Source organism: Pseudomonas sp. Marseille-Q5299 (assembly GCF_943737035.1).
Classification (GTDB): domain Bacteria; phylum Pseudomonadota; class Gammaproteobacteria; order Pseudomonadales; family Pseudomonadaceae; genus Aquipseudomonas; species Aquipseudomonas putida_E.
This window is the reverse complement of sequence record NZ_CALSFR010000002.1, coordinates 815,990-838,148: the sequence shown is the minus strand read 5'-3', so window position 1 is coordinate 838,148 and position 22,159 is coordinate 815,990. Positions and strand designations below refer to the sequence as shown.

Annotated in this window: 25 protein-coding genes; 11 read left to right on the top strand and 14 right to left on the bottom strand. The window is 64.1% G+C overall.

Annotated elements, in window-relative coordinates:
- Together fahA and maiA are read left to right on the top strand one after the other, a co-directional pair.
- Positions 1-1,293: a fumarylacetoacetase gene (fahA, locus tag NGJ21_RS08305; RefSeq protein ID WP_046784736.1), complete on the top strand. Its 1,293-nt coding sequence runs from the start codon at positions 1-3 to the stop codon at positions 1,291-1,293.
- A gap of 12 nt (positions 1,294-1,305) precedes the next feature.
- Entirely contained in the window at positions 1,306-1,938 is a 633-nt protein-coding gene (gene maiA, locus NGJ21_RS08300) for a maleylacetoacetate isomerase (RefSeq protein WP_174142302.1), read from the top strand.
- On the opposite strand, the gene NGJ21_RS08295 is transcribed toward maiA, so the two are convergent.
- Positions 1,932-2,738, bottom strand: coding sequence for a SirB1 family protein (locus tag NGJ21_RS08295; protein WP_046784738.1), 807 nt, complete (start codon positions 2,736-2,738; stop codon positions 1,932-1,934). The genes maiA and NGJ21_RS08295 overlap by 7 nt on opposite strands.
- A gap of 125 nt (positions 2,739-2,863) precedes the next feature.
- On the opposite strand from NGJ21_RS08295, the gene NGJ21_RS08290 reads away from it, so the two are divergent.
- Positions 2,864-3,883 carry a Glu/Leu/Phe/Val dehydrogenase family protein gene (locus tag NGJ21_RS08290; RefSeq protein ID WP_046784739.1) on the top strand — a complete coding sequence of 340 codons (1,020 nt, stop codon included), beginning with the start codon at positions 2,864-2,866 and terminating at the stop codon, positions 3,881-3,883.
- 27 nt (positions 3,884-3,910) lie between these two features.
- Here the strand turns inward: NGJ21_RS08290 and NGJ21_RS08285 are convergent, their stop codons facing one another.
- Positions 3,911-4,174: a YebG family protein gene (locus NGJ21_RS08285; RefSeq protein ID WP_046784740.1), complete on the bottom strand. Its 264-nt coding sequence runs from the start codon at positions 4,172-4,174 to the stop codon at positions 3,911-3,913.
- A gap of 227 nt (positions 4,175-4,401) precedes the next feature.
- Between NGJ21_RS08285 and NGJ21_RS08280 the strand changes: the two genes are divergently transcribed.
- Positions 4,402-4,872 (top strand): phosphate-starvation-inducible protein PsiE, encoded by a 471-nt coding sequence (locus tag NGJ21_RS08280; RefSeq protein ID WP_115273586.1) that lies wholly within the window; start codon positions 4,402-4,404, stop codon positions 4,870-4,872.
- 3 nt (positions 4,873-4,875) lie between these two features.
- On the opposite strand, the gene NGJ21_RS08275 is transcribed toward NGJ21_RS08280, so the two are convergent.
- Positions 4,876-5,166 (bottom strand): DUF3509 domain-containing protein, encoded by a 291-nt coding sequence (locus NGJ21_RS08275; RefSeq protein ID WP_046784955.1) that lies wholly within the window; start codon positions 5,164-5,166, stop codon positions 4,876-4,878.
- Between the two features lie 173 nt (positions 5,167-5,339).
- Between NGJ21_RS08275 and NGJ21_RS08270 the strand changes: the two genes are divergently transcribed.
- Entirely contained in the window at positions 5,340-7,295 is a 1,956-nt protein-coding gene (locus tag NGJ21_RS08270; protein ID WP_251962006.1) for a pilus assembly protein TadG-related protein, read from the top strand.
- On the opposite strand, the gene NGJ21_RS08265 is transcribed toward NGJ21_RS08270, so the two are convergent.
- Together NGJ21_RS08265 and NGJ21_RS08260 are read right to left on the bottom strand one after the other, a co-directional pair.
- On the bottom strand, positions 7,280-9,925 hold the full coding sequence (locus NGJ21_RS08265) for a PAS domain-containing sensor histidine kinase (protein ID WP_251962005.1): 2,646 nt from the start codon (positions 9,923-9,925) through the stop codon (positions 7,280-7,282). The genes NGJ21_RS08270 and NGJ21_RS08265 overlap by 16 nt on opposite strands.
- Positions 9,922-10,362 (bottom strand): TadE/TadG family type IV pilus assembly protein, encoded by a 441-nt coding sequence (locus NGJ21_RS08260; RefSeq protein WP_039603864.1) that lies wholly within the window; start codon positions 10,360-10,362, stop codon positions 9,922-9,924. Before NGJ21_RS08260 ends, NGJ21_RS08265 begins: the two co-directional genes overlap by 4 nt.
- A gap of 75 nt (positions 10,363-10,437) precedes the next feature.
- On the opposite strand from NGJ21_RS08260, the gene NGJ21_RS08255 reads away from it, so the two are divergent.
- Positions 10,438-10,872 (top strand): prepilin peptidase, encoded by a 435-nt coding sequence (locus NGJ21_RS08255; protein ID WP_115275473.1) that lies wholly within the window; start codon positions 10,438-10,440, stop codon positions 10,870-10,872.
- A 15-nt stretch (positions 10,873-10,887) separates the two neighbouring features.
- Here the strand turns inward: NGJ21_RS08255 and NGJ21_RS08250 are convergent, their stop codons facing one another.
- Genes NGJ21_RS08250 through cpaB form a run of 8 tightly spaced genes read right to left on the bottom strand, consistent with a single transcriptional unit; the run spans position 10,888 to position 18,311 of the window.
- Positions 10,888-11,151 (bottom strand): DUF3613 domain-containing protein, encoded by a 264-nt coding sequence (locus tag NGJ21_RS08250; RefSeq protein ID WP_012312770.1) that lies wholly within the window; start codon positions 11,149-11,151, stop codon positions 10,888-10,890.
- Between the two features lie 15 nt (positions 11,152-11,166).
- Positions 11,167-11,868: a tetratricopeptide repeat protein gene (locus NGJ21_RS08245; protein ID WP_046784779.1), complete on the bottom strand. Its 702-nt coding sequence runs from the start codon at positions 11,866-11,868 to the stop codon at positions 11,167-11,169.
- A gap of 10 nt (positions 11,869-11,878) precedes the next feature.
- Positions 11,879-12,766, bottom strand: a complete 888-nt coding sequence (locus NGJ21_RS08240; RefSeq protein WP_115273589.1) for a type II secretion system F family protein — start codon at positions 12,764-12,766, stop codon at positions 11,879-11,881.
- 2 nt (positions 12,767-12,768) lie between these two features.
- Positions 12,769-13,650, bottom strand: a complete 882-nt coding sequence (locus NGJ21_RS08235) for a type II secretion system F family protein (RefSeq protein ID WP_115273590.1) — start codon at positions 13,648-13,650, stop codon at positions 12,769-12,771.
- Positions 13,647-14,903: a TadA family conjugal transfer-associated ATPase gene (locus NGJ21_RS08230; RefSeq protein ID WP_119688288.1), complete on the bottom strand. Its 1,257-nt coding sequence runs from the start codon at positions 14,901-14,903 to the stop codon at positions 13,647-13,649. Before NGJ21_RS08230 ends, NGJ21_RS08235 begins: the two co-directional genes overlap by 4 nt.
- Positions 14,900-16,090, bottom strand: coding sequence for a CpaE/TadZ family protein (locus tag NGJ21_RS08225; RefSeq protein ID WP_046784783.1), 1,191 nt, complete (start codon positions 16,088-16,090; stop codon positions 14,900-14,902). The genes NGJ21_RS08230 and NGJ21_RS08225 overlap by 4 nt, the downstream gene beginning before the upstream one ends.
- Complete coding sequence (locus tag NGJ21_RS08220) at positions 16,087-17,346, bottom strand: type II and III secretion system protein family protein (protein WP_251962004.1); 1,260 nt, start codon at positions 17,344-17,346, stop codon at positions 16,087-16,089. The genes NGJ21_RS08225 and NGJ21_RS08220 overlap by 4 nt, the downstream gene beginning before the upstream one ends.
- Before the next feature lie 17 nt (positions 17,347-17,363).
- Positions 17,364-18,311, bottom strand: a complete 948-nt coding sequence (cpaB, locus tag NGJ21_RS08215) for a Flp pilus assembly protein CpaB (RefSeq protein WP_237860149.1) — start codon at positions 18,309-18,311, stop codon at positions 17,364-17,366.
- A 294-nt stretch (positions 18,312-18,605) separates the two neighbouring features.
- On the opposite strand from cpaB, the gene NGJ21_RS08210 reads away from it, so the two are divergent.
- Together NGJ21_RS08210 and NGJ21_RS08205 are read left to right on the top strand one after the other, a co-directional pair.
- Positions 18,606-18,785 (top strand): Flp family type IVb pilin, encoded by a 180-nt coding sequence (locus NGJ21_RS08210; RefSeq protein ID WP_046784786.1) that lies wholly within the window; start codon positions 18,606-18,608, stop codon positions 18,783-18,785.
- Between the two features lie 48 nt (positions 18,786-18,833).
- Positions 18,834-19,244 carry a response regulator gene (locus NGJ21_RS08205; protein ID WP_115273593.1) on the top strand — a complete coding sequence of 137 codons (411 nt, stop codon included), beginning with the start codon at positions 18,834-18,836 and terminating at the stop codon, positions 19,242-19,244.
- A gap of 69 nt (positions 19,245-19,313) precedes the next feature.
- On the opposite strand, the gene NGJ21_RS08200 is transcribed toward NGJ21_RS08205, so the two are convergent.
- Positions 19,314-19,661: an HPF/RaiA family ribosome-associated protein gene (locus NGJ21_RS08200; protein ID WP_012312780.1), complete on the bottom strand. Its 348-nt coding sequence runs from the start codon at positions 19,659-19,661 to the stop codon at positions 19,314-19,316.
- 275 nt (positions 19,662-19,936) lie between these two features.
- Between NGJ21_RS08200 and NGJ21_RS08195 the strand changes: the two genes are divergently transcribed.
- The 3 genes from NGJ21_RS08195 to NGJ21_RS08185 are packed head-to-tail and all read left to right on the top strand — an operon-like array spanning position 19,937 to position 22,139.
- Positions 19,937-20,242, top strand: coding sequence for a DUF3649 domain-containing protein (locus NGJ21_RS08195; protein ID WP_046784788.1), 306 nt, complete (start codon positions 19,937-19,939; stop codon positions 20,240-20,242).
- Positions 20,239-21,819, top strand: coding sequence for a PepSY-associated TM helix domain-containing protein (locus NGJ21_RS08190; RefSeq protein ID WP_251962003.1), 1,581 nt, complete (start codon positions 20,239-20,241; stop codon positions 21,817-21,819). Before NGJ21_RS08195 ends, NGJ21_RS08190 begins: the two co-directional genes overlap by 4 nt.
- The gene (locus NGJ21_RS08185) at positions 21,813-22,139 is read left to right on the top strand and encodes a DUF3325 domain-containing protein (protein ID WP_115273595.1); all 327 of its coding nucleotides are present in this window, start codon (positions 21,813-21,815) and stop codon (positions 22,137-22,139) included. The genes NGJ21_RS08190 and NGJ21_RS08185 overlap by 7 nt, the downstream gene beginning before the upstream one ends.
- The last annotated feature ends 20 nt before the right edge of the window (positions 22,140-22,159 follow it).

Genomic DNA, 22,159 nt, shown 5'->3' with positions numbered 1-22,159 from the left:
ATGAACCAGTCCGCCATTGCCCGTAGTTGGGTCGAGCACGCCAACGGGCACAGCGACTTCCCGCTGCAGAACCTGCCGCTGGGCATCTTCAGCCGCCCAGGTGAAACGCTGCGCTGCGGCGTTGCCATCGGTGATGCGATTCTTGACCTGGAGGCCGTGCTGGCTGCCGGGCTGTTCGAGGGCCAGGCCAAGGCCGCCGTGGAGGCTACCCGTGGTGGTGCGCTGAACGCCTTCTTCGCCCTCGGCCGAGAGGCCCGCGTGGCGTTGCGCGAGCGGTTGCTGGCGCTGTTGGGCGAACACAGCGAGCATCAGGCTGTGCTCAAGGGCGCGCTGCATCCTGCCGGCGATTGCCAGTTGCACCTGCCAGCCAAAGTCGGCGACTACACCGATTTCTACGTAGGCATCCAGCACGCTACCAACGTCGGCAAGCTGTTCCGCCCCGATAACCCACTGCTGCCCAACTACAAGTACGTGCCGATCGGCTACCACGGCCGCGCCTCGACGCTGCGCCCGTCAGGCACCGATGTACGCCGCCCCAAGGGCCAGACGCTGCCCGCCGGGCACACCGAACCGAGCTTCGGCCCGTGTGCGCGCCTGGATTACGAACTTGAACTGGGTATCTGGATTGCCCGGGGTAACGAGATGGGGCAGGCGATTCCGATCGCTGAAGCCGACCAGCACCTGGCTGGCCTGTGCCTGCTCAACGATTGGTCGGCGCGTGATATCCAGGCCTGGGAATACCAGCCGCTGGGGCCGTTCCTGTCCAAGAGCTTCATCACCACGCTGTCGCCCTGGGTGGTCACCGCCGAGGCCCTGGAGCCTTTCCGCTGCGCCCAACCGGCGCGTGCGCAAGGTGATCCACAACCGTTGCCCTACCTGCTTGACCCACGTGACCAGGCCAATGGCGCCTTCGACATCGAGCTGGAAGTGCTGCTGATCACCGAGCGCATGCGTGAGCAGGGCTTGCCGGCCCACCGCCTGGCGCTGAGCAACACCCTGAACATGTACTGGACCGTGGCACAGCTGATTGCCCATCACAGTGTCAACGGCTGCCAGTTGCAGCCAGGCGACCTGTTCGGTTCGGGCACGCTGTCCGGCGCTTCGCCCGACGCCTACGGCAGCCTGCTGGAGACCACCTTGGGTGGCAAGCAGCCGGTGGAGCTGGCCAGTGGCGAGCAGCGCAAGTTCCTCGAGGATGGCGATGAGATCATCCTGCGTGCCCGTTGCAAGCGTGATGGCGTGGCCAGCATCGGCTTTGGTGAGTGCCGCGGCAAGATCATCGCCGCCAACTGAGGGAGCAGGGCAATGGAGCTGTACACCTACTACCGTTCCACCTCTTCCTACCGGGTGCGCATTGCCCTGGCGCTCAAGGGCCTGGATTACCAGGCCCTGCCGGTCAATCTGCTCAAGGGCGAGCAGCGCGGTACCGAGTATGTAGCGGTGAATCCGCAGGGCCGGGTACCGGCTCTGCGCACCGACGATGCCCAGCTGCTGGTGCAGTCGCCGGCGATCATCGAGTACCTGGAAGAGGTTTATCCACAGCCTGCGCTGTTGCCCCGTGGCGCTGCAGCACGGGCCAGGGTGCGCGGTGTGGCGGCGATCATCGGTTGCGATATCCATCCGTTGCACAACGTCAGTGTGCTCAACCAATTGCGCCAGTTGGGCCATGACGAGGCCAAGGTCAACCAGTGGATTGCCCACTGGATTGGCCAAGGCCTGGCGGCTGTAGAGCAGCTGATCGGCGATGATGGCTACTGCTTTGGTGAGGCGCCGGGGCTGGCAGACGTCTATCTGGTCCCGCAACTGTATGCCGCCGAGCGATTCAACATCGACCTTGGCAGCTATCCGCGTATCCGCCGGGTTGCGGCATTGGCCGCCAGGCATGCTGCATTCGCCAAGGCGCACCCGTCCTGCCAGCCGGATACACCGCTTCAGTGAATCGAACGGTTCGCCAGCGGTAGCTGGCCGATGCGTTCGGACAGCTTCAGGCGCTGGACCGGGTCCTCGGTGAGCAGCAAGGCATGCTCCAGGTCGAAGCGTTCGGCCTGCGGGCAGTCGAGGTGTTGGTAGAGCGAGGCGCGGGTCATGTAGTCGCTGACTTGCACCGGGCCCAGTTGCATGACCCGTTCGGCGTCGACCAGCGCGGCCAGGTGGTTGTCATTGCTGATATGCAGCTGGCGCAAATTACGCGAAAGGCGCTGCAGCATCTGGGCCGGGCTGGCCGTGCGCAGGTGCTCGGCTGTCAGCGGCACATGCGGGCCAAACTGGCGGGCCAGCAACTCGCGGCAATCATTGGGGTACAGGCGCCGGCCACCGCAAGGGTCGAGCAGGTGATCGGCACCGGGTACGCGCAGCAGAAAGTGCCCTGGGAATGCCACACCCTCCAGCGCTATGGACAGGCGCCGGGCCAGCTCCAGGGTAATGATGGCCAGCGCCAGCGGTTGGCCCCGGCGGCGCAGCAAAACCTTGTCCATCAGTGCTGCCTGCGGGCGCAGTGGGTGGAATTCATCCTGCTGGAAGCCCAGCGCATTGAGTTGGCGCAGCAGTGGCTGAGCCAGCTCGCACACCGGCAGCATCGGCAGGCTGGCGCTGATTTCGGCTTGCAGGTGGTGCAGGCTGGCAAGGCTGGCTGCGGGCTCGACCTTGCGATCGTGCTCGGCGGCAATCCACAAGGCAGCTTCCAGCAAGGCGACCGGTTCGCGTTCCAGGCAGGCCAGGCAGGCTTGGCGTGGGTTCATGGGGGCATCTCCGCATACCCTTGAGTAATAGCGCTGGCGTCGTGATTCGTCCAGTGGTCCGGTCGCAGCTTGGCGTGCATGTGGATGCCTATACTGCTAGGAGCACCTCCCAGGGGAGCCCGCCGATGTTCGCGCTGATGCAAAGCACCCGCACTCAGTCACTGCACCTGTTCACCGACCCGAAAACCGGCCTCAAGGCTGTGGTGGCCATTCATAACGAGATTAGAGGCCCGGCGCTGGGAGGTTGCCGCTACCTGCCCTACGCCGACGACGAGAGCGCCATGGCCGATGCCATCCGCCTGGCGCAAGGCATGAGCTACAAGGCGGCGCTGGCCGGGCTGGCGTTGGGGGGTGGCAAGGCGGTGGTCATGCGCAACCCGCACGTGGAAAACCGCGCGGCGCTGTTCGAGGCGCTGGGGCACTTCGTCGATACCCTGCAGGGGCGTTTCATCATCGCTGTGGACAGCGGCACCTCCACGCTGGACATGGATTGCATCGCCCAGAGTACGCCCCATGTGACCAGCACAACGGCCTCGGGTGATCCCTCGCCACATGCGGCCATGGGGGTATTCGCCGGTATCCGTGCAACCTGCCTGGCCCGCCTGGGCAGCAGCGACCTCAAAGGCTTGCGCATTGCGGTGCAAGGCCTGGGCAATGTGGGTTACGCATTGGCCGAGCAATTGTACGCAGCAGGTGCCGAGTTGCTGGTGAGTGACCTGGACCCCGGTCGGGTGCGGCTGGCGGTGGAGCAGTTCAACGCCCATCCGGTGACCAACGATGCCTTGATCAGTACGCCCTGCGATATTTTTGCGCCGTGTGGCGTGGGCCCGGTGCTCAATGGCCAGACGGTGATGCAATTACGCTGTGCTGCGGTGGCAGGGGCGGCGAACAACCAGCTGACCACCTTGCAGGTTGCTGACCAGCTGGAGGCTCGCGGGATTCTTTATGCTCCGGACTACGTGATCAATGCCGGTGGTTTGATCTACGTGGCAATGAAGCACCGCGGCGAGGAGCTGGGCACCATCACCGCGCACCTGGCACGGATCCCGACGCGCCTGACCGAGGTGTTCGCTCACGCTCAGGCCGAGAAGCGTTCGCCCGCCCGTGTGGCGCAAATGCTGGCGGAGCGGTTGCTATACGGCTGAAGCCGCACGGCGGCCCGGCCGTCGACATCATTCTGCAGCGTCACCTTGCAACAACTCACCCAACGCGTCCGGCTGGCTCTTGAATGCCCGCGCGAACACGTCGCGGTTCTTCGCCATGTAAATGCCGGCTTCCTCGACCTGCTGCTCGGTCAGCGACGGGACCGCCTTGTGCAGCACCTCGGCCAGGCGCTCGGCCAGTTCGAGCATCTTGTCGTGACGATCAGCTTCGGCCTTATCCATGAACAAGCGCTCCGGGTCGCGGCTGCTGCGGTACACCACTTCGACGGCCATTCATCACCTCTGTGCCTTTTTGCGGTTGGTTTATCGATAACTGTATGCGCATACAGTAATAGCAATCGCACCTCAGGTGCAACCCGTGCCGCAAAAAAGCGTAGCCCACAGGTGCCTTGCGGCAATCTGCCGCCTTCCAAAGCAGGGGCCTGGCCCTTTAACTGCATGGCACAAGCGTCACACGCGTGACGCATCATCCTTCATGTCGTATCGGGGAATCGCACATCGTGAACATCAAATGGGCAGAAAAGCTGCGCAAGGGCCTGCATGGCTCGGCCGACTCGCTGGGCAATCTGTGTGTAGAGGGGTTTCACTACCTTGCCCTGTTCGGCATCGGCGCCATTACCGCCTACGCGGCGGTGATGACGTTCCTGGACATGCTCGGCAAGGGCGGCATCAGCGTCGATGACATCCTGCTGCTGTTCATCTACCTGGAGCTTGGGGCGATGGTCGGGATCTATTTCAAGACCAACCACATGCCTATCCGCTTTCTGCTGTATGTGGCGATCACCGCGCTCACCCGCCTGCTGATCGGTGATGTGTCGCACCACAAGGCGCCGGATGAGGGCCTGCTGTACCTGTGCGGGGGCATCCTGCTGCTGGCGTTTTCGATCCTGGTGGTGCGCTACGCCTCGTACCGTTACCCCTCGACCAAGGTGCTGGACGCCAATGGCAAGGCAGTGGAAGAGGGCAAGTAGCCGTCAGTTGGCGATGGAGTGACCTGGCTGCTGGCGCGGGTCGCGGGTGAGGGCGGCCAGTACCTGCAAAGGGTTCTGCCCCAGTTCGATGGCCAAGCCCAGGCGAATGCTGTCGATGACCCGCTGCAGGCGCACCGGGTCGTTGCGCTGGGCCTGGGTTATCAGGCGCTTGGCGACCACCCCGGCATCATCGGACAGTGTCAGCATGATGCTGCCGTCCAGGCGCTCGATGCTCAGGTTTACGCGGTACTCGGGGGCGAAGGCGGCGCTGATCTGTTCGAATGGATTGTTCATGGTCTGGGCCCGCAATAGGTGATTGCAGGAATTGACCGGGTAGATGCCGGGTTGGTTCAGGGCATTTGATCGGTAGCCCTCGCGCCCCAGGGCAAGGCAATTAGCCACTATTGTGACTACACTCCTGTGACCAAAGCCGCGATGGCTGGCCTCTGGCCTGCAAAGGAGTGCCCGTGGTTCCCTCTTCCGCTGCCCGCCAGCGTGGCGCGATCGGCCTGATGGCGGTTACCACACTGGCCCTGGCCTTGCTTTTCATGCTGGTAGTGGTCGACAGCGGCCGTCTTTACCTTGAGCAGCGCAAGTTGCAACGCATCGCCGACATGGCCGCGCTTGAAGCTGCAGGCCAGTCTGCCGTGTGCACGGGCAGTGGCCCACAGGCCACGGCCATCGCCAGCGTAGCCGCGGCCCGCAACGGCCACACGCCTGGCAGCCCCTTGGTGGCCAGTTGCGGTTACCTGCAGACCGGTGCCAATAGCCTGCGCACGTTTACCAGCGACAATGCCCGTAACGAAGCGATACGGGTCGATGTCAGCAACACAGTCACCACCAGTTTTGCCGCCGGCATCTACATCCTGACCCAAGGTGGCGGGGCTCCCCTGACCACCACCCTGCAGGCCCATGCGGTGGCGTCCAAGGCATTGCCGCCACAGGCCATGCTGAGCATTCGCACTACGTTGGCTACGGTGGATTCGCAACAGTCGGTGTTGCTCGATGGCCTGCTCGGCGCCTTGGGAGGCAACGTGCAGCTTGGCCTCGCAGGCTGGAAAGGCATAGCCGCAACCGACCTCAACCTGCTCAACTACCTCGAGCAGTTGGCTGTCGACCTGCAATTGACCGTTGGCGACTACGAGCAACTGCTCAATGCCGACGCCACCGCCACACAATTGCTGGAAGCGGCGGTCAAGGTACTTGAGCAAAGCGGTGCCGCCGCCGATGTTGTCACCAACCTGGGCAAGGTCGCCCTGGGGGCCGGCAACAGCACGTTGCTGCAACTGAGCGACATTCTCGATATTCAGAACGGTACTGCCCAAGCGGGGCTGGACGCCAGCATCCAGCTGCTGCAACTGGTGCAGGGGGTGATCCAGCTGGCTGCGAGCGAAAGCGCAGCCACTGCCGACTTGCCGATTAGCGTGCTCGGCCTGATCAACGGTCGGGTGCGGCTGAAGGTGATCGAGCCGCAACAGGTCTCGGCGGTCGGCGATCCGCGTACGGATGAACTGAGGGTTCACACGGCTCAGGTACGGGCGATGATTTCGCTCGACCTGCCGCTGCTCAGCACGGTCTTCGGCTTGGTCAATGCGGTGCTCGACCTGGCCTCGCCACTGACCAACGTGCTCAACAACCTGCTCAGCCTGAACCTGGCTTCGACACTGGAGTCGGTGCTATGCCTGTTGGGTGTGCCGTGCACCGTGACCGATATCGTGCTCGTGCCTGACAAGCTTCAGCTGAACATTGGCCTTCAGGTCGCCGAAGCCACGGCACGCCTCGACCCGCAGTCTCCTGACACGTTCAGATGCTCGCCCAAGCGTTTGACCGTCCAGGCCCAGAGCGCTGCTGCCAAGCTGGCGGTGGGGCGCTTCGAATCCACTGACGCGTTCTTCACCACCGGCACTACCGCAGTCAAGGCGCTGCCATTGATCGATATCGGCACCAAACGCTGCACCAAGCTGCTGATACTCGGAACTTGCCAAAGCCGAATACCCTACGCCGGTGGCGGCCTTGGCCTGCGGGTCGACAGCAAGCTGCTGGGCAGTGGCCCGGTAGAGCACTCGCTGGTGTTCCAGGGCCCGGTTAGCGAACCGCCCAATATCGGGCAGCCCGCCGCCTACCTGAACATGCGCCCGGTCAATGACAACGTGGTCGGCAGCCTCAGCGACACCTTGCTGGGCGTCCAGCTCCAGGCCTTCAAACCCACCGCCAACAGTGGCCTCGGCGATGTACTGGTGATCGCCGGCAATGTACTCGGTACGGTCAAAGGCATCATCGAACCCTTGATAAGAGGGTTGCTCAGCCCCCTGATCGACCCGTTGGTCAATGTGCTGCTGAAGGTTCTGGGAATCGACCTGGTCAATACCGACGTCGGCGCCAACCTCAGTTGTTCCACCGGCCGTGCTCAGTTGGTGTTGTAGATGGGCAGCAACACCTGGAAGCAGGCACCGTCAACGCCATTGAGCGCTTCGAGCCTGCCGCCCATGGCTTCGACGATGCCGAAGCTCACCGACAACCCCAGCCCGGTACCCACGCCCGCAGGCTTGGTGGTGAAGAACGGCTCGAAGATGCGCTCGATCAGGCGTGGGTCGATACCGCCGGCGTTATCTTCCACCTGCAGGCACAGTTGCCCTTGCTCGATACACTGGCAGATGCCGATCCGTGGGCTGGCCACCTGACGCTCGAGCAAAGCGTCCCGGGCGTTGACCATCAGGTTGATCAGCACCTGCTCGAGCTGGTCCTCATGCCCTTGCACCTCCGGGCAGAAATCCGGCTCTTCGACTTGCAAGGCCACACCTTTGCCGCGCAACCCTTCAGCCAGCAACGCCACTGCGCCATCCACCGCAGTCCAGGCTGCAAACACCTGGTGCTCAAGCGTGGAGCGCCGCCCATAGGTGCGCATATGCTCCACCAGCCTGGCCACGCGCCCCACCTGTGCATCGATGCGCTGCAGCTTGCCTGTCAGGTACTCGACTTCGACCACCCCGCTTTCCACGCGCTTGAGGGTGTTGGCAATGGCCAGGCGCATCACGTTCAGCGGCTGGTTGATTTCATGCACCAGCCCTGTCGCCAACTCGCCGAGCGTGGCCATCTTGGCGCCCTGCATCAATTGTTGCTGGCTTTGCCTTACCTGCGTGTTGTCGCGCCCCACTGCCTGCACTTCCAGCAGCCGGCCTTGCTCATCGAACAGCCCACGCTCGGCCCACACCCACCAGGCATGCCTGTGCCCTGGCAGTTGCAGGCAGATCTCCGCGCTGCCCAGCGGCTGCTCCGGGGTAAGGTCGGCCAGGCGTTGCAGAAACGACAGGCGCTGGCTGTCGGACATCCATTGGCCCAGGTTCATCTCGCTCAGTTGCTCAGGTGCGCACTCCAGTTGTTCGGCGAGCGGCCGGTTGCCGAACAGCAGCTGCAGGTCCGGGGTGTAGCGGCAGATCATCGCGGGTGAATCCTCCACCAGCACCCGGTAGCGTTCCTCACTCTGGCGCACACGCTCGGCTGCCTCGGTCGCTTCGCTGACATCCAGCCACAGGCCGACCACCTCGACCGGCTGGCCAAGGTCGTCACGCAACAGCCGGGCTTCGTCCAGCACCCAGTGATAGCCACCCAAGTGGTCGCGCAGGCGATAGCGGCTGCGGACCTGGCCATCGCGCAGCAGCGTACGTGTTCGCTCAAGCCATAGCGCCCGGTCGTGCGGGTGTACCGCCTGGCCTGGATGGCGCGCCAGCTCGCTATCTTTGGGCCAGCCCAGCATCGGCGTCAGGCTGGCGCTGAAAAACTCACTGTGCAACGCGCCCTCGCAACAGCGCTGGATATAGATCACCGCAGGCGAACTGGCGATCAGGTTCTCCAGCCGGGCGCGCGCGGCGCTGGCCTGAAGCTCCTGGGCTTTCAGTGCGCTGATGTCGAGCACAAAGCCGTGCCCCTGGCCGCCGTGCAACTGCCCGACCCAGTGCAGCCAGCGAGGCGCCGCGCCACTGTCGGCTTCGAGCAGCCGCACGTTCAAGCTCAATGCCACACCGTTGCGCAGCTGCTCCAGGGCCATTTGCGCAGCCTCCCGATCAGCCGGGTGCAGGCGCGCCAGCCATTGCTCGATGCTCACCGCACTGGGCAGGCCAAGGCTGGCGGCCAGGGCCGGATCGAAATGCAGCTGCCCTTGCCCCGGCCATTGCCACCAGCCTGCGCCCAGTTGCTGTTGCAGCTCGTCCAGATGGCGCGAGCGCTGCTGCAGCTGGTGTTGCCGCAGGCGCGCGAGCAGCGGCTCGAGCAAGGCTTGCAAGAGCGCCTTGGCCGCCTCTGGTGAAGGCACCGATGGCGCGCCCGCACACAGCAACCAGGCCTGTACCTCATGGCCGTGGCTGTAAGGCACAAGGAACAGCGGCAACCCAGCGCACGTCGCCCGCCAGTGCGGCAAGTCAGGCGCGACCTGCTGAAAATGGGCGGGAAGTGCCTGCAGCCACGGCTGCAGGCGTTGGTCATCGGGCCAAGGCCAGTCGCTTTCGCTGCAGGTATGCGCCCGCCAGCCCGATGGGTCCGCCAACATCAGGCGTACCGAGCCGGCATGCCAGTGCTCGGCCAGGCGCAGCAGTTGCTCGGCGGTCGTCTGCGTCAGCCAGTCTTCGCTGCAGTCACGCACGGCCTGGCCGACGTCTGCGGCCAGCTGGCGCAAGGTCAGGCACTGCTCCTGCTGAGCGCCTTGGCGCAGCAGGTCGCTGATATCGAACAGCTGCAGCATCCAGCCGACAGCCTGGTGTTGCAGCCAGCCACGGGTCTGCAGGGCCTGGCCGTGCACGGTATGAAAATCCAGGTCCAGTGCTTGCCCTTGCCAATCGGCGGGCACACCTTCGAGGGCCAGCCAGCTGTGCCGATACAGGTAGTCGTGCACCCGCGCCTGCGCGTGGCTGGGTACGGCCAGCAGCGTGCGCAAGGGCCCGGCCAGGCGCAGCACATGCCCCTGATCGTCCAGCCACACCTGCAGGCCCACGGCATGCGGCACCTGCGCGGCGGGCTCTGCGCCATGGCTGCCCAGCCAGCGATCGAACAGGCCACTCACAGTTGCAGGCTCGCTTCGGCCTGCAAGCTCTCAGGCAGGCGGGGCACTTCGCCAATCAGCGGTATCACCAGCAGCGGCAGCACCTTGTGCAGTTTGCTTTTCGGATAATTGATCGTCACCTTCAGCAGCTTGTCATCATCCACGCTCACCTGTGCATCGGCCGGCTGGAAGTCGAGTGCCTCAGGCATCCAGGCCAACTGCTCGCGGATCACTGCATGGGCAAGCGCCTGTACATCGTCGTCATAGGTCTCGCTGCTCGGGTCCAGAGCCACGCAGCGGCGCACGGCCTCGCTGCTGGCCTGGTTGAACGATTGCAGCATCAGCATTGGCAGGGTGTAGCTGACCAGGCCGTAGAACACTGTGAAAAAGATCATGAAGACGGCGACGAACTCGATGGCTGCCGCGCCTTTTTGCCGTGCTACCGGGCCTGCTTGCATGATTGCGTCTACCCTGACGAGGAGTCCTGAGTTACAGCATAGAAGCCTTCGACGAACAGGGATGGCCAATTGCCAATATCCAGTATCGCCCTGCTGCTGTGGCTTGCCTTGTGCAGCCGGCAAGATGTCCGCGAACGGCAGATTTCCAACCTTCTGACCCTGGGCGTCGCAGCCTGTGCGCTGGTGTGGCTGGCGGTTACCGGGCATAGCTGGATCGGCGCCCGGGCCAGTGATGCCGGCTGGGCACTGGCGATTGTGTTGCTGCTCACGTTGCCCGGCTACGCGATGGGGCGTTTCGGTGCCGGCGACGTCAAGTTGCTCGGCGCGCTGGGGCTGGCCACCAGCCAGGACTACGTGCTCGGTACGTTCATCGGCGCCGGCGGCACCTTGCTGGTCTGGGCGCTGTTGCGACGGTGGGCGCGGCGCAGGGCAGGGCAGGGGGCTGAAAAGCAGCCTTTCGCGCCCTTTGTGCTGGTGGGTTTTTTGCTGACCAGCGCGTGCCTGCAGTGAGATCGCCAGGCCCGGTCAGTTGTTCGACTCAGTCATCTTGGTCCAGCGATAGAAATCCGGAATGGCGTACTTGTAGGTTTCCAGCCAGCGCTGCTTGGACAGATCACGCTCGCGCGCCGTCTGCACCTGCAGGCGCGTGGACGCCTGTTCGCCACTGGACTGCACTCGCAGCAGCGCTTCGGTTGCCGTCAGCGCAGGCGGTTGCTGGCGTGGGTAATCCTCTGCCCAGGCCGTGGTAATACCGGTGCAGCAGGCCAGCAGCATCACATACCTGATCATGACCTTCTCCTTTGCTCAGTTGACCATCACACCTGCGCCACTGGCCGAAGCTATCGGCCCGCGTCCTGTGGCTTTGATCTGGCTGGCGCGTGCCTGGGCCTGGGCAAACTGCGCCGGTTTGAGCCGCAGGCGGCCGACCAGGTCGGTGGCTTGCTGCCAGTTGTCCTGCAGCAGCGCCAAGGTCACCAGGTTGACGGCGGGCAGCGGGTTGTCATCCTTGAGCTCGATGGCGGTCAGGAATTCGAACCGTGCCTGTTCATACCGGCCCATGCTCATCAGCACCACACCCAGGTCGTTGCGAACCCGCTCGTCGGTGGGGGCCAGACGCGCCGCACGCTGCAGGTTCTGCAAGGCCTGCACGTCATCGCCCCGGGCCGAGGCGAGCTGGCCCAGGCCATGTTCACCTTCGGCCGCGAGGCAGCCGCCGAGCAGGCTGCGGTACAGCGGTTCTGCTTCGCTACGCCCCAACAAGCGCGAGACCCTGGCCTTGCGCAAGCGTACCTGGTCGAGGGTGTTGGGCAACTGCTCCAGGTGCGCCAGGCTGGCATGCGGGCGGCCATCGTTGAGCATCTCGTCCGCCAGGTTCAGCGCCAGTTGCTGATCGGCGTTCGGCTTGCCGCAGCTCGAGGTGCCGAACAGGTGTCCGAACCCTTCAGGCTGCTGGCCGGCGCATCCTGTCAGCAAGAGCAGGCCGGTGAACAACAGGGTCGCTTTCATCCATTACTCCCTAGGGGCCCAAGGCCCGCGTCAAGGCGGAAAATCCCGGCCCGGCCAGGACGATGAGCAGTGCCGGGAAGAGGAATACCATCATCACCGCCGACATTTTTGCCGACATTTTCGATACCCGTTCCTGCATGCGCGTCAGGCGCCGGTCATCGAGCAGGTCCTTGAGTGCGAGCAGCGATTTCATCGCACCACTGCCCTGTACCAGCAACTGTTGAAGGATCACGCAGGTGTCGATGAACTCATCCACGGCCAGTACCCGGGCGCTCTTTTCCAGCTCCGGGCCGAGCGCCAGGCCCGAGTCCACCCGTTGCAGCACCTGGCGCAACTCTTCGCTGATTTCGGGGACCAACGCCTGGCCTTCCTGGCTCAGCACGCGCAGTGCCTGCTCTACGGCCAGGCCGGTCTCGAAGAGAATGCGCAGCAGCGGAATCATCAGGCTGACTTCCTGGGCGATACGCTGCTGGCGCCGTCTGGCGGCAACCGCCAGCAAGCGCTTGGGCAACAGGTAGCTGGCACCCAAGGCGCATAACGGCCAGACCAACCAGTGCGTGCCTTCACCGCCTAGCACGCCTTGCTGCAGGATCAGTGTCAGCACGACCGCCAGCAGCGGCAGCCCCAGTTGCATGGCAGCGAACAGCGCCCGCTGGCGGCTGCGGCGCCAGCCGACACGGTCAAGCAAGGCTTGGGTTTCCCCGTCGAGTTTCTGCAGGCGCCGCCCCAGCGGGCTACTGCCCAGCCAGTGCAGCCAGTCCCCCAGGCGCTCCTCGCGCGTCAGCCGCCCCTGCAGCCTGCGAGCGACCAGGTAGCGGGCACGCAGCTGCCGGGCGGCCTGCACGCCAAGCAAGCCGGCGGCGATGAACAGGCACACGGCGCAGAGCAACAAGGCCATGGTCAGAGGCTCCTCATCATGCGCCACAGCACCAGGCAGCCGACCACCTGCAGGGCGAAGGCGAACAGCAGCATCATCTGGCCGCTGCTGTCTTGCCACATGGTCAGCAGGTAGTGCGGATTGGCCATCAGGAAGTAGCCGACCATGCACAGCGGCAAGGCACCCAGGACCATCGCTGTGATGCGGGTTTCGCCGGTCATGGCCTTGAGCTGACGGCTGCCTTGTTCGCGCTCGCGGATCAGCTTGATCAGGTTCTCCATCAGCTCGCTGGTATTGCCGCCGTAGCGCTGGTTGATGCGCAGCCCCATGGCGAACAGACGCAGCTCGTCCTGGTTGTAAAGCTCGGCCAGTTCGTTGACCGCATCGTCCAGCGGCACGCCCAGCTGTACGTTGCGCCGTACCCGGGTCATGGTCGAGCGCAAGGGCTCGCGAGAGCCGTCGATACCACCAAGGACCGCATCATTGAGGGTGCGCCCGGCCTTGAGGCTGCGCACGCTGTAGTCCAGCAAAGCGGGCAGTTGTTCGACAAGCTGGTGCACGCGCCGTCGGCATAGCCAACTGAGGGTGAAATAGCCGAGCAGCGGCAGGCCGACCAGCACCATCAGCCCGGCCACCCACCCGGCCCCCAGCAGCGCCACCAGTGCCAGGCCGAGCCAGGCCAGCAGCCAGCGCTGCGGTTGCCAGTCGGTTGCGCCAAGCCCGGCACGTTGCAACAGCGGCTCGAGCCAGGCGCGCCGTGCATTGCCGCTGCGGACCAATTCAAAGGCCCGCCCCAGGCGCTGGAGAATGCGCTGTTCGCTGCGCTTGTACAGGCCCAGGCGAAACAGCATCAGGGAGACGCCCAGCAACAGGGGCGCCAGCGCCAGCAGCAGGGGGCCGGTCATTGCACACCTTCATGGCGCAGTTTGCTGCCCGCGGGGTTCGGCGCCTCCCGCAGAAACACGTCGCCGCCGCGGCGGTCGAGGCGGAACAGGGTATTGGTCACATACACGTCGTCACGCACGCCGACCACTTCCAGCACTTCACTGACGCAGCGGCGACCGTCGGGCAGGCGGGTCAGCTGGATCACCACGTCCAGTGCCGCGCAGATCATCTGCCGCAAGGTCTTCTCGGCGATCTGCCGCCCGCTCAGGCCAACCAGGGTTTCCAGGCGCAGCAAGGCGTCCTGCGCGGTGTTGGCGTGCACGGTACTCATCGAGCCGTCGTGGCCAGTGTTCATCGCGGTGAGCACGTCCAGCACCTCGGTGCCGCGGATCTCGCCGAGGATGATACGGTCCGGGCGCATGCGCAGGGCATTGCGGATCAGCTCGCTGGCCTTGATCTCGCCGTGCCCCTCGGCATTTGGCGGGCGGGTTTCCAGGCGTACCACGTGGGGATGGTGCAGTTGCAGTTCGGCGACGTCTTCGATGGTCACCAGGCGCTCGCGCGGGGCGATCATCTGGCTGAGGATGTTCAGCAGGGTGGTCTTGCCGGTGCCGGTGCCGCCGCTGACCAGGATGTTGCAGCGCCGACCCACGGCGCGCTCGAGGAAGTCGAAAATGTGCTGGTCGATGGCACGGGTAGCGAGCAGGTCGGCACTTTTGAGCATGTCCTGGCGGAATTTGCGGATCGACAGGCACGGCCCGTCCAGGGCCACGGGTGGAATGATCGCATTGACCCGGCTGCCGTCGGGCAGGCGCGCGTCGACCATCGGCGACGATTCGTCCAGCCTGCGCCCGAGCGGTGCAAGGATGCGCTGCATGACGCGCTCGACGTGTTGGGCATCGATGAAACGCAGGTCGGTCTGTTGCAACTGCCCGGCCCGCTCGACGAACACCCTGTGCGGCCCGTTGACCAGAATCTCGGTGACACTGGCGTCCCGCAGCAGCACCTCCAGCGGCCCGAACCCGGTCAGCTCGTCGACCAGTTCTTCGGCCAGGCGCTCCATTTCGTAGCGTGACAGTGCCAGGCGCAGGCGCGCCACGTAATCGCCCACCTGCTCCAGCACAAACTGCGTCAGTGCCGGGCGCGCGCCTTCGAGCAGGTTGCGGCCGCTGTCTTCGATGGCATCGATGGCAAAGCGGTGCAGTGCACGCTTGAGCGCATAAGGGTCGCCCGTGGCATGGTGGGGGCCGCCGAAGGGTTGGTCGCCGTTCATTTGCTGCCCCATAGCCGACGCAGCCAGGTAAAGGCCGGTGGCGCAAGGTTTTCCGAACGCTGCGCCAAGCGCTCACCCAGGCCGCGCAGGGCTTGTGTAAGGTTTTCGCGCGGGGCCAGTTCGAACAGGCTCAGGCCCTGGTTTTTCACGTTCAGCCGCACCTCGGGGCTGTCGGGCATGACCTTGAGCAGCGGCAGCGCATAGCGCTTGGCCAGGCTCTCGGCATCCGGGGCGACATTGCCCAGGTAGCGGTCGACCAAGAGGCTGGCATGCTCCAGCTTGATGCCATGATCGCGCCACAGCTCCAGCACTTCGAGGTTGCGCCGGCAGTCGAGGATGTTCTGGTCGGTATAGATGATGAGCTTGTCGCAGTGGCTGATGATGGTGCGCAGGGCTTCGCTGTCGGCATGCCCGGTCAGGTTCACGACGATGTGCTGGAAGTGCTGGCGCAGTGCGCTGAGCAGCATGTACAGCTCGGCGGCACTGGTCTGGCGCAGCGGGTCATCGTTTTCGGCAAAGGTCAGCAGGCGCAGGCCTTTCTTGTCGCGGGTGAAAGCACTGTCGATCAGGGTGGTGTCGAGCCGGCGCAGGTGGCGCAGGGCATCGCCGAAATAGAACGACGCCTCCAGCCCCAGCAGCGCCAGGCTGTCGCCACGTGGCATGCCCAGGTCCAGCAGCAGGGTCTGCTGGCCGCTTTCCTGTACCACCCGCGCCAGGTGCGTGGTCAGCAAAGCGCCGTCGGCACCGGTCTGCACGCCGTACAGCACGGTCAGGCCGCCCAGGCTGGGGTTGTTGGTGACGGTGGGCATGCGTTTGCCCAGGCGCCGAACCAGCCCGGCCACTTCACTGGCCCGCGAGCCATAGGCGACGAAATCGCGGGCGCCGGCACGCATGGCGTGCAGCACCAGTTGATTGTCCATGCCATCGCCCAGAGCGACGATCGCCAATAGCGGCTTGGCTTCAAGCACGCCCTCGATCAGTGCGCACTGATTGACCAGTTGCTCACGGTCCAGGCCGATGAACACCAGGGTGCTGAATGTCGCATTGATCAGCGCCAGCAGTTCGTCGAGGCTGCCGCCACTGGCGCCGATCACCTGGCCTTGGGGTGCTAGCGCGCTCTGCAGCCACTGCAGGTCTTCTTCATTGCGGGTGATGCCCAGAAAGGTCTGGTTGAGGCTCTCGTTCATCGTGATAACCCGCTTTGGCCATCGAAGTTGCCGTTTTCCATGAAGAACAGCCGGCCCCAGCTGGGGTCGTAGGTACGCAACCCCTCGCCGGGCAGTTCCGGCAGGCGGGCATTGGCCGCCAGCGGTTGAACCAGGTGCGGGGTGACGATCATCAGCAACTCGGTCTCCTCACGCACCAGGGCCGATTGCCGGAAGAACGCGCCAAGGATCGGCAAGTTGCCCAGCCCGGGGAGCTTGTCCACGGCGGAGCGGGTGTTGTTGCCGACCAGGCCGCTGATGATGAAGCTCTCGCCATCGGCGAGGGAAATGCTGGTATCGGTGCGCCGTATGCTCAGCCCCGGTACGCTTGTGCCGCCAATGGTCACCGCATTGGTGTAATCCAGCTCGCTGACTTCAGGCGCTACCTTCAGGGTAATGCGGTCGCGGCTGATTACGGTCGGCGTCAGTGCCAGGCGCACGCCGAACTCCTTGTACTCGATCGAGAAGTTGTCACTGCCGGCGCTGGGCACCGGGATCGGTATCTCGCCACCGGCCAGGAAGCTTGCAGTCAGGCCGCTGAGCACGGTGAGGCTGGGGCGCGCCAGGGTGTAGGCGAAACCGCTGTTTTCCAGGGCATTGATGGCCGCCAGGAAGCGGCTGCTGCCGCCGCCCCAGACGATGTTGAACACACCGTCGTTGAGCGGGATCTGTGGCGAGGTGACAGGCACGGCACCCGGTGTCACCGAAGTGCCTGGCACGGTACCCGGCGATCCGATCAGGCTGTTGTTCGAGCCGCTGAAAAACAGCCGGGCGCCGGCTTCCTTGTACTTGGTGCGGCGCACCTCGACGAAGCGGATATCGGCCTGCACCTGGCTTGGCAACTCCGGATCCAGCGACGGTGGCAGGCCCGTTTCGGCCATGGCGGCACTGGCCTGGCCTTTGACGAACAGCATGGCCCGGTGTGGCGCCGGTGCGCAGGCTGTCCACAGCATGAGCGTGGTATTGCCCTGGCCCACGGCCGTCACCAGCACGGCGCGGTCACCGCTGGGTTGCACGTCGGCAACCTTGGGGTCGCCGACGGCGGCGCGGGTGATCGCCAGCGGCAAGCGCAATTCTTGCTGCAGGCCTTGGTCGATTTCGATCACTGAAGGCAGTTGGGCAAATGCTTCGCAGCCGTTGCTGGCGGCATGGGCCTTCGGCAGCAGCGCAACCATGAGCAGGGCAAGGCACGCGAGGCTGAAGAACCGTTTTGAACTGCAACGCTCGGAACTACGCATACTGCATCCTTGCCTTGTCAGGGGGTCTTGTTGGCGTCCGCGGCCTGTGCGCCACGGATGATCTGCATGCTTGCAACGGCTGCAGCGGTTGAGGCGGTTTTGGCCAATGGCGCCTGGGAAAGCTGGCTGAACCGATAGAGTTCCCGGTTGATGCTTTCTACCTGCGGTTGGCTATCCGCTTGGGCCCAATAGCGGGCCAGCCGCTGCTCGGCGGCACTGCGCACGGCCAGGCGCAGGGTGCCGACCTGGGCTGCCAGCATCAGGCGGCTGGCCAAGGCTTCAGGGACTGCCAGCACCACGGTGCGGGTGCTTGCGGGGTTGCCTGGGGTCGCCTGCTCGCGGCGCGCCTTGAGCTCCTCGGCGGTCAGTGCCGGGCGGCCGTCATTGGTAACGCCCATCTGTTCCCCGACGCTCAGCACGCGCAGGGCCGGCAGCACGACCTGGGCAGAAGACTGCGGGTTGTTGGCCTCTTCGCGCAGGTACAGCAGCACGTCGACAAAATCACCCGGGTACAGTTGCCCGGCGGCGCCGACCACGTCGTCCACGCCTACCGCAACGGCCCGCTCGTGGGCACGGATCATCCGTGCCAGCGGTCCGCCGGGCTGGAAGCTCGACTCGTCCAGCCAGCTACCTGCGGCCAGTGGCCTGGCGCTGCTGCGTCCGATCACTTGGTCCACTTGCTGGAAGGCACCGGCAGGGACTACCTGCAAACGCTCGAGCAGCACGTCGTCTGCGGTCAAGGGCGTATTGGCCGGCAGCGCCTTGCGCAGCACGACGATGGGGAAGCGCTGCGGCTCGGGCGGTTGCGGGGTGGGCGCTGCAACCACCGCAGGCGGCTGCTCGGCGACGGGGGCTACCGGCTGGGGTGGTGCAGGGGGGCGGCTGAGCACGACCCCCCAGTATCCCGCGAGCAGTGCGCCGAGCAGGAAAAGGGCAGCCAGAATCATGGTCAAGCGACTGCTCATGGCTGGCCTCCGTGCACGCGTCGGGTGGTGGCAAAAAGTCACTATTTCGCTATTGCACGGTAGCCCACCCATCGCCATTCGCCATTAGGCGCTCGGCTTTTTTTGTAGCCAGAACGTAAACCCAATTAAAACAGTCAGTTGTTGAAATAAAAGGATCTAATGCTTTTGGATTATCACCTGATGACTAATGCTTTTTTATATTTGCAGACGGCTCCAGCTTGGCAATCCTTTGATGGCAAACAGGCGTCACTTTGACACCATTGTCGCCGGCGAGTTCGCCGCAAGGAGCTGGTCATGTTGCTGAAACAGGTCATCCTTCACTGCAAGCAATTCCTGCATCGCAAGGACGGTGCCTCGGGTATCGAGTACGCGGTCATCGCGGCGATGGTGGCGGTGGTATTGGCCGGGTTCGTTCCCGGGATCTCCGGCAACATCAGTACCATGTTCACCGCAATCCAGACGGCCCTGAACTAGACCAACAACAGGCGATGTCTCGTCGGACCGGATCAACAGGAGCCGCACATGCAGAACTCTCCCTCGCGTCAGCAGATTCTTCTGGTCGATGACGAGGAAGAGCACCTGCTTGAGTTGGCCGAACTCCTCGACAACGAGGGGTACTACTGCCACACGGCAGGCTCGGTGAAAGCTGCCCTGCAACTGCTCACCCGTTATCCGGACGTTGCCTTGGTCATCACTGATCTACGCATGCCGGAAGAAAGCGGCATCGGTTTGATCCAGCGCCTGCGCGACCATACGGCCCGGCAGCATTTGCCGGTGATCGTCATGTCGGGGCACGCCGGTGCGCAAGACCTCAGCGACCTGCTGCGCCTGCAGGTGCTGGATTTCTTCCGCAAGCCCATCTATTACGCACGGTTGCTGGAGACACTGGACAACCTGTTCCCGCAACCACTGTTGCAGGTTGCCAAGTACTGACTCAACTGGACGAAGGTGAAAACGAAAACGCCCGGCACATGGCCGGGCGTTTTTGCTTACTGGCAAGGGTCAGGCGTCGGGATCGCTCAGTTCCAGTACGCCGCGCTTGCTGCGCAGCTTGCCGTAGAAATGATCCAGCGCATTGTTCAGCTTGCTGGCGGCTCCATCCACCGCCTGGTCCAGCGAAGCGGCGGTATGGGTCACGGAAATCGGTTGATGGCCTTTGGGGCGAGCCTCCATCTGGCAGCGTTTGTCATGCGGCCCGGGCTTGGCGCCGTTCTCGTCGCGCAGGTGCACCTCGATGCGGGTGAGGTCCTCCTCGTAACGTTCGAGTGTGGTTTGCAGCGTACTGCGGACCCACTCGTTGAGACGGATGTTGCCTTCGATATGGTTGCTGCTGTTGACCTGGATTTGCATGATTCAATCCTTATTCAGCTTGCTCGCATGGAGGCGTGCCTAGGCCCTTGAGGCCCTTGGAAATTCTTCGCCTCTTGACTCTAAGGTCAGGCAACCGAAGCCTGAATTCAAGCCCTTCGTGAAAATAAATTTTCTGTTGCAATTAACCCCACAGAGGCTACCGGGCAGACCTTTGACGACATAAGACCGGTTAAAAACCCCAAGTCTTTCAGACTTTGCTTATGCGAATTGAAATCATTACTATTGCAACCCCCAGAGTTTCCCGGACCTCCGCCATGAAGCGCAATGCCGCCGGACTGCCCCTCAGCTACCGCCTGGCCGTGACCTCACGCTGCCTGGCAGCGGTGCTGGGTGGGTACCTGCTGGCGTCCATGGCCAGTGTCTGCATCACCTTGCTGGTGCCGTTGGCGCAAGTCGACGCGGCCATGACCGGCATGATGCTGTCGTTCGTTTTCTACCTGTTGGCCTTCATCTGGTGCTTTGCCTGCCGCAGCGCCTGGCATGCCTGGCTCGGCGTGTTGCTGCCGAGCCTGCTGCTGGGGCTGATCAACGGGCTGGCCTATTGGATGAAGAACCCATGAAGGACGGTTTCCGCCAGGCGATGGCCTGGCTGCACACCTGGACCGGGCTGATTTTCGGCTGGCTGCTTTTCGCAATTTTCCTGACCGGCACACTGTCGTATTTCAAGGAAGAGATCAGCCACTGGGCACAGCCCGAAGTCCGCCGCCACGCGCTCGACCCGGTGGCCAGCCTGGGCCTGGCCCAGCGCTACCTGGAGGCCAACGCGGCGCACTCGGGCAACTGGATGATCCGCTTGCCCAGCGAGCGCGAAGCCGCGTTGAGCGTCGGCTGGCGTGACCCTGCCGGCGGGCGCCGTGGCTTTGTCAGCAAGCAACTCGACGCCCAGACCGGGCAGCCAGTAGAGGCCCGTGACAGCCGCGGCGGCGAGTTCTTCTACCGCTTCCACTTCCAGCTGCAGATGCCCCACCCCTGGGGGCGCTGGCTGGCGACCTTCTGCGCGTTCATCATGTTGCTGGGCCTGGTCACCGGCATCATCACCCACAAGAAGATCTTCAAGGAGTTCTTCACCTTCCGCCCCGGCAAGGGCCAGCGCTCGTGGCTGGATGGGCATAACGCAATCGGTGTGCTGGTGTTGCCGTTCCATCTGATGATCAGTTACAGCAGCCTGGTGATCTTCATGTACATGGTGATGCCGGCCAGCATCATGGCCAGCTATGGCGGCACTACCAACGGCTACTTCAACGACCTGTTCGGCCCAGAGGAGGTGCCCAAGGTGGCCAACGTCGCTGCGCCACTGGTGCCGTTGGCCGGCTTGTACGCCAAGGCTCAGGCGCAGGTCCCCGGTGCCCGCATGGGTTACATCCAGGTGCACAACCCGGGCGACCGCAACGCTCGCGTGAGCTTCGCCCAGGCTTCGGCCGACAACATCGCCTACAAGCGCAGCGCCAACTGGATGTTCGACGGCAGCACGGGCGAGCTGCTGAGCCAGGGGGCACCGGAAAGCGCTGCGATGATGACTTCGTTCAGCTTCGTCGGCCTGCACATGGGCAACTTCGCCGGGCCCTGGTTGCGCTGGCTGTACTTCGTGTTCGGGGTGGCGGGTACTGCGGTCATCGGTACGGGCCTGGTGATGTGGCTTGGCAAGCGCCAGCTCAAGCATGCCAAGCGCGAACGCATGCCCGCTGAGTTGCGCCTGGTCGAGGTGCTCAACATCGCCAGCATGAGTGGCCTGCTGCTCGCGGTGGCCGGCTTTTTCTGGGCCAACCGCTTGCTGCCTGTGGCGCTGCAAGGGCGGGCGGACTGGGAGGTGAACACGTTCTTCGTGGCCTGGCTGTTGTCGCTGGTACATGCCGTGCTGCGCCCCGGGCGCCGAGCCTGGGGCGAGCAGCTTGGGTTGGGCGCGCTGGCCTTCGCGCTGCTGCCTTTGCTCAATGCGCTGACCACCGGCCAGGGGCTGAACCACAGCGTAGCCGCCGGCGACTGGGCGATGGCGGGCCTGGACCTCACGGCATTGGGCACCGGTCTTTTCCTGGCCTGGGCCGCAGGCAAGATGCTGCGTGCTCCGAAGGCTGTGGCCAAGCGTGAGCCCCGGGTGTCAAAGGCAGCGGCTGAAACGCTCGAGGTGAACGGATGCTGAGCGTCGCCCTGATCGGTTTTGCCGGGTTCGCCGCCTTGTGCCTGGCGATGGAAAAGCACTTCAGCGACCTGCTCGGGCGCAAGCCTGCTGTCGGCCAGTTGCGCAGGCTGCGTATGGCGGGTTGGTTGCTGCTGCTGGCATCGCTGTTGCTGTCGGTGCACCTGCGTGGGTGGGCCCATGGCTTGGTGGAGTGGGTCGCTGTGTTGATGGCCGGGGTGACCCTGTGGGTCTTCGCCTTGCCTTACCAGCCGCGCCTGTTGCTGGGGCTGGCGGGGATCAGCCTGGTACTCGGCCCGCTGCTGGTCATATCTGGCGGGTGATGCCTTGATCGAACCTGACA

Bases quoted from the DNA above. Each gene is read 5' to 3' on its own strand.
- NGJ21_RS08240 (WP_115273589.1), bottom strand. From the start codon at position 12,766: ATGGCCTTGTTGCTCTGCGCCGTGTGCCTGTTCATCGCCGCCGGCTTG.
- NGJ21_RS08250 (WP_012312770.1), bottom strand. From the start codon at position 11,151: ATGATCAGGTATGTGATGCTGCTGGCCTGCTGCACCGGTATTACCACG.
- NGJ21_RS08285 (WP_046784740.1), bottom strand. From the start codon at position 4,174: ATGGCCGTCGAAGTGGTGTACCGCAGCAGCCGCGACCCGGAGCGCTTG.
- NGJ21_RS08210 (WP_046784786.1), top strand. From the start codon at position 18,606: ATGTTGCTGAAACAGGTCATCCTTCACTGCAAGCAATTCCTGCATCGC.
- NGJ21_RS08235 (WP_115273590.1), bottom strand. From the start codon at position 13,650: ATGACCGGCCCCCTGCTGCTGGCGCTGGCGCCCCTGTTGCTGGGCGTC.
- NGJ21_RS08245 (WP_046784779.1), bottom strand. From the start codon at position 11,868: ATGAAAGCGACCCTGTTGTTCACCGGCCTGCTCTTGCTGACAGGATGC.
- NGJ21_RS08195 (WP_046784788.1), top strand. From the start codon at position 19,937: ATGAAGCGCAATGCCGCCGGACTGCCCCTCAGCTACCGCCTGGCCGTG.
- NGJ21_RS08200 (WP_012312780.1), bottom strand. From the start codon at position 19,661: ATGCAAATCCAGGTCAACAGCAGCAACCATATCGAAGGCAACATCCGT.
- NGJ21_RS08230 (WP_119688288.1), bottom strand. From the start codon at position 14,903: ATGAACGGCGACCAACCCTTCGGCGGCCCCCACCATGCCACGGGCGAC.
- NGJ21_RS08275 (WP_046784955.1), bottom strand. From the start codon at position 5,166: ATGAACAATCCATTCGAACAGATCAGCGCCGCCTTCGCCCCCGAGTAC.
- NGJ21_RS08295 (WP_046784738.1), bottom strand. From the start codon at position 2,738: ATGAACCCACGCCAAGCCTGCCTGGCCTGCCTGGAACGCGAACCGGTC.
- maiA (WP_174142302.1), top strand. From the start codon at position 1,306: ATGGAGCTGTACACCTACTACCGTTCCACCTCTTCCTACCGGGTGCGC.
- NGJ21_RS08260 (WP_039603864.1), bottom strand. From the start codon at position 10,362: ATGCAAGCAGGCCCGGTAGCACGGCAAAAAGGCGCGGCAGCCATCGAG.
- NGJ21_RS08190 (WP_251962003.1), top strand. From the start codon at position 20,239: ATGAAGGACGGTTTCCGCCAGGCGATGGCCTGGCTGCACACCTGGACC.
- cpaB (WP_237860149.1), bottom strand. From the start codon at position 18,311: ATGAGCAGTCGCTTGACCATGATTCTGGCTGCCCTTTTCCTGCTCGGC.
- NGJ21_RS08220 (WP_251962004.1), bottom strand. From the start codon at position 17,346: ATGCGTAGTTCCGAGCGTTGCAGTTCAAAACGGTTCTTCAGCCTCGCG.
- NGJ21_RS08225 (WP_046784783.1), bottom strand. From the start codon at position 16,090: ATGAACGAGAGCCTCAACCAGACCTTTCTGGGCATCACCCGCAATGAA.
- fahA (WP_046784736.1), top strand. From the start codon at position 1: ATGAACCAGTCCGCCATTGCCCGTAGTTGGGTCGAGCACGCCAACGGG.
- NGJ21_RS08290 (WP_046784739.1), top strand. From the start codon at position 2,864: ATGTTCGCGCTGATGCAAAGCACCCGCACTCAGTCACTGCACCTGTTC.
- NGJ21_RS08205 (WP_115273593.1), top strand. From the start codon at position 18,834: ATGCAGAACTCTCCCTCGCGTCAGCAGATTCTTCTGGTCGATGACGAG.
- NGJ21_RS08185 (WP_115273595.1), top strand. From the start codon at position 21,813: ATGCTGAGCGTCGCCCTGATCGGTTTTGCCGGGTTCGCCGCCTTGTGC.